Below are 3,648 nucleotides of genomic sequence, written 5' to 3' on the forward strand. Positions count from 1 at the left end.
CCCAGCGGACTGCCGAGCGCCCCCTGCGCCGAGCCCCCGAAAATTTCCTGAACCGACCCCGCCAACGTCCCTCTGAACCTCTGGGACTCCCATTCCCGGTGAGCAAGACCATGAACCAGTTATTCGCAATGCTGCTCGGCCTGTTCGGCGCGGGCGATTCCCAGGCCAACGAACAGCCGGCGGTGCAGCCGCTCCCCGAGCCCATCAGCGTGCAGCAGTGGCAGGCGGCGTTCGATGAGGCGCTGGCGTTGCCGGAAGTCCGTTATTCGTCGTCGGACCAGGTGACCATCATCAAGAACGAGCGCGACGGCTCGGTCTATCTCTTCACCACCCGCAAGCACCCGGCCTATCCGGCGATGATCGAGCGCCGCCTGGTGGAAGGGGATGCGCCGCGCTACTCCAGCTCGGGTCGCTATGCGGGGGATGGCCAGGCCTATGCCGCCTGGCTGGAGAAGTACCACCAGTTCGACAACCGGCCCTACGCGTCGATGAGCGTCAGCCAGGGCACCGAGCTGTCCTCGGCGAACTGATGCGCGCGGGGCTCAGGGCTCGGCCTTGAAGGCCGCGCCGCGGCGGGTGAGGGTGATGCCCGTGGCGCTGGCCAGCAGCGGGCCCTGGCCGTCGCTCTGCTCGCTGCGCTGCAGCTGGCCGCTGATCAGGCCGAGTTCCTGGAGATCGCGCAGGCCGATCATCACCCGTGCCGGGTCGCCTTCCAGGGTGCTGGCATCACGGGGGTCGTCCTCGCTGAGCTGGGCGAGGAGGGAACGCAGGAGAAGGGTGCGGCTCTGGATATCCATGGGCGGGACTGCAGCGTGATTCGAGGCTGATTCTAGAACAGCTTGGCCCGGCGTGGTGTGGCGATTGTCGGACATCCGCCGAATTGGCCGTTGCACAGGGCCGGCGGGTTTCGCTGCATCAAGGTTTTGGCCAAGCCGATTAGCGAGTTTTGCTGGTGGTTCTGGTTTCGTCCCCCGGGCGAGTCACTTTTCTCAAGCGTCGGGATGCCGAACCACAGAAAAGTAACCAAAAGGGCTCGCCCCTGCATACGGCCCGACTGCGTCGGGTTCCCTCGCTTCATCGTCGGTGCTCGATACTTCACATTGATGTGCGCATCACGACCGCGGCTGGCGGCTTCGCAGGATGGCGTAGAGCGAAGCGAAAACCATGCGGTGGGCGCGACAGGGGGGCAGGAATGCCCCGGAATACACCCTGCTTGAAGCTTCGCGTCACGTTCACGAGCGCCCGCGCAGGCAGAGCCCATGAAATCGCCCCTGCGGTCGCCCTTGCAGGCGATTGCACCGGTGGGGCGGCCGACAAATTTTTCACGTCTTCTTGATCTGGCCTTTACGGGCGGTGCGCGAGGGTAGTGGCGAACCTTGCAGGAGCGCGCCATGACGCCCGGACCCCGTATCTCGCTGTTCTTCGCCGGCCTGCTGGCCGTCGCTTCGCTGTGCGTGCCGCTGGCCCAGGGCAACACCCAGGTGCCGGAGCCGGGAGCGCTGCTGTCACGGCAGGACTGGGCGGTGCCGGTGGACCGTGGTTTCAACCTCTACCGCATGACCCCACAGCTGTACCGCAGCGCGCTGCCGGATTCCGGCGACCTGCCGCAACTGCAGCGCCTGGGGGTGCGCACGGTGGTGAGCTTCATCAAGGAGGACGATGCCGACTGGCTGGGCGATGCCCAGGTACAACGGGTGAGCATCCCGCTGCACGCCGACCGGGTCGACGACGTGGACGTGCTGCGTGTGCTCCGTGTGCTGCAGCGAGCCGAGGCGCAGGGGCCGGTGCTCATGCACTGCAAGCACGGCCGCGACCGCACCGGGCTGATGGCGGCCATGTACCGCACCGTGGTGCAGGGCTGGAGCCGTGCCGATGCGTTGGCGGAGATGAAGGCCGGTGGCTTCGGCGACGCGCGGTTGATGGATGACGCGATCGCCTATGTCGAGGGCGCCGATATCGACGGCTTGCGCCAGGCGCTGGCCAGCGGCGCCTGCAGCACCCGGACCCTGGCGGCGTGTCAGGTGGGGCGCTGGTTGCGGGCCACCTTCGGCGCGCAGGCGGATGAGGAGGTGGCGGTGAGCGGGCCCGTCGAGCAGGTGCGTTCCGACTCCTGACTCGCCCGCCGCCTCAATCGTCCGGGCTGATGATGCCCTTGCGCACCGCGTAGAGGACCAGCCCGGGAACGTCGTGGATGTCCAGGCGCTTCATGATCTGGGCGCGGTGGGCCTCCACCGTCTTCACGCTGAGGCCGAGGCCGTCGGCGATGGAGCGGGTCGAGGCGCCCCGGCTGATCAGGCGCAGGATTTCCACCTGGCGCTGGGTGAGCCCGGGATCGTCGCCGCCGTGCTGGCGGGCCAGGGCCTGGTCGATCACCGGTTGGGCGATGGCGGAACTGAGGTAGCGCTGGCCCCGGTCGACGGCCTTGAGGGCGAGGGCGAGCTCGACCATGGCGGCGTCCTTGAGCAGGTAGCCGTAGGCGCCTTTCTCCAGGGCGGAGAGCACCACGTCGGCGTCGGTGTGCATCGAGAGCATCAGCACGCGGGCCTCGGGCACGCGCGTACCCAGGCGTTGCAGGGCCTCCAGGCCGTCCACGCCGTGCATGGAGATATCGAGGAGGATGATGTCCGGCTTCAGGCGCTCGGCCATCACGACGGCTTCCTCGCCGTCCTCCGCTTCTCCGACTACTTCGTAACCCTCCAGATCGTTGACCATGGCTCGGACGCCGACACGGATGAGTGCGTGGTCGTCGGCCAGCAACAGGCGACAGGTCATGGGCGCTCCTTGCGCAACGCGTCGTTCATGCATTTCTCCAAGTGCAGGCCGCCCTGAAAAAGAGCAGGCCTACAGGTACGGAGTAGCATCCGACACGAAGGTTCGCCCGGGCTTACCGGACGGACGGTAGCACCGGGCCAGTATCAAAATGACCCGTTTTTCGCCTGGAACGCCTCTATCTTGCGGCCTCCGCGTTCTTGTCGGGCGCCGAGCCGCGCGCGTAGCGGACGATCACCTCCGACAGTTTGGCCAGGGGCTCGGTGCTCTGCGCCGCCCCCATGCGCAGGGCTTCCTTGGGCATGCCGAAGACCACGCAGCTGGCCTCGTCCTGGGCCACGGTGCGTGCGCCGGCCTCGCGCATGGCCAGCAGGCCGCGGGCGCCGTCGTCGCCCATGCCGGTCATGATCACGCCCAGGGCGTTGTGCCCGGCGTGGCGGGCGACGGAGCGGAACAGCACGTCCACCGAGGGCTTGTGGCGGTTGACGTGGGGGCCGTCGAGCACCTCGACGAAGTACTGTGCGCCGCTGCGCTTGAGCTGCATGTGGTGCCCGCCGGGGGCGACCAGGGCCAGCCCCGGGCGCACGCGGTCCATGTGCCGGGCCTCGCGCACATCGATCTCGCACACGCTGTTCAGGCGCTGGGCGAAGGCGGCGGTGAACTTCTCCGGCATGTGCTGGACGATGACGATGCCGGGGCAATCCACCGGCAGCTGGCGCAGCACCACCTCCAGGGCCTGGGTGCCGCCGGTGGAGGTGCCCAGGGCGACCACGCGGTCGGTGGTGGCGTAGCCGGTGGGGCGTGCCGAAGGTTCGGCCGGAGCCGCTGCCGGCGCGGCCTTGGCCGGGGGGGGCGGCGGCGCGCTGCGCGGCATGGCGT

Annotated in this window: 5 protein-coding genes; 2 read left to right on the forward strand and 3 right to left on the reverse strand. The window is 68.3% G+C overall.

The features are described 5' to 3' along the window. Window positions 1–110 precede the first annotated feature (110 nt). The gene (locus DMX10_RS31960; protein ID WP_146603112.1) at window positions 111–530 is read left to right on the forward strand and encodes a hypothetical protein; all 420 of its coding nucleotides are present in this window, start codon (window positions 111–113) and stop codon (window positions 528–530) included. Window positions 531–542: 12 nt separating this feature from the next. On the opposite strand, the gene DMX10_RS31965 is transcribed toward DMX10_RS31960, so the two are convergent. Further along, a complete protein-coding gene (locus DMX10_RS31965; RefSeq protein WP_111264856.1) occupies window positions 543–797 on the reverse strand; it encodes a hypothetical protein in 255 nt (84 codons plus the stop codon). A 594-nt stretch (window positions 798–1,391) separates the two neighbouring features. Between DMX10_RS31965 and DMX10_RS31970 the strand changes: the two genes are divergently transcribed. After that, window positions 1,392–2,114, forward strand: a complete 723-nt coding sequence (locus DMX10_RS31970) for a tyrosine-protein phosphatase (RefSeq protein WP_111264857.1) — start codon at window positions 1,392–1,394, stop codon at window positions 2,112–2,114. A gap of 13 nt (window positions 2,115–2,127) precedes the next feature. Here DMX10_RS31970 and DMX10_RS31975 read toward each other — a convergent pair whose 3' ends face one another. Together DMX10_RS31975 and DMX10_RS31980 are read right to left on the reverse strand one after the other, a co-directional pair. Continuing rightward, window positions 2,128–2,772, reverse strand: coding sequence for a response regulator transcription factor (locus DMX10_RS31975; RefSeq protein ID WP_111264858.1), 645 nt, complete (start codon window positions 2,770–2,772; stop codon window positions 2,128–2,130). 175 nt (window positions 2,773–2,947) lie between these two features. Continuing rightward, window positions 2,948–3,648 (reverse strand): chemotaxis protein CheB (locus DMX10_RS31980; protein WP_305888076.1); only part of this gene is annotated, 701 nt, incomplete at its 5' end.

This window comes from Pseudomonas sp. 57B-090624, from assembly GCF_003234055.1.
Taxonomy (GTDB): Bacteria; Pseudomonadota; Gammaproteobacteria; order Pseudomonadales; family Pseudomonadaceae; genus Metapseudomonas; species Metapseudomonas tohonis.

Coding starts and splice junctions, on each gene's coding strand:
- DMX10_RS31960 (WP_146603112.1), top strand. CDS start 111: ATGAACCAGTTATTCGCAATGCTGCTCGGCCTGTTCGGCGCGGGCGAT.
- DMX10_RS31965 (WP_111264856.1), bottom strand. CDS start 797: ATGGATATCCAGAGCCGCACCCTTCTCCTGCGTTCCCTCCTCGCCCAG.
- DMX10_RS31970 (WP_111264857.1), top strand. CDS start 1,392: ATGACGCCCGGACCCCGTATCTCGCTGTTCTTCGCCGGCCTGCTGGCC.
- DMX10_RS31975 (WP_111264858.1), bottom strand. CDS start 2,772: ATGACCTGTCGCCTGTTGCTGGCCGACGACCACGCACTCATCCGTGTC.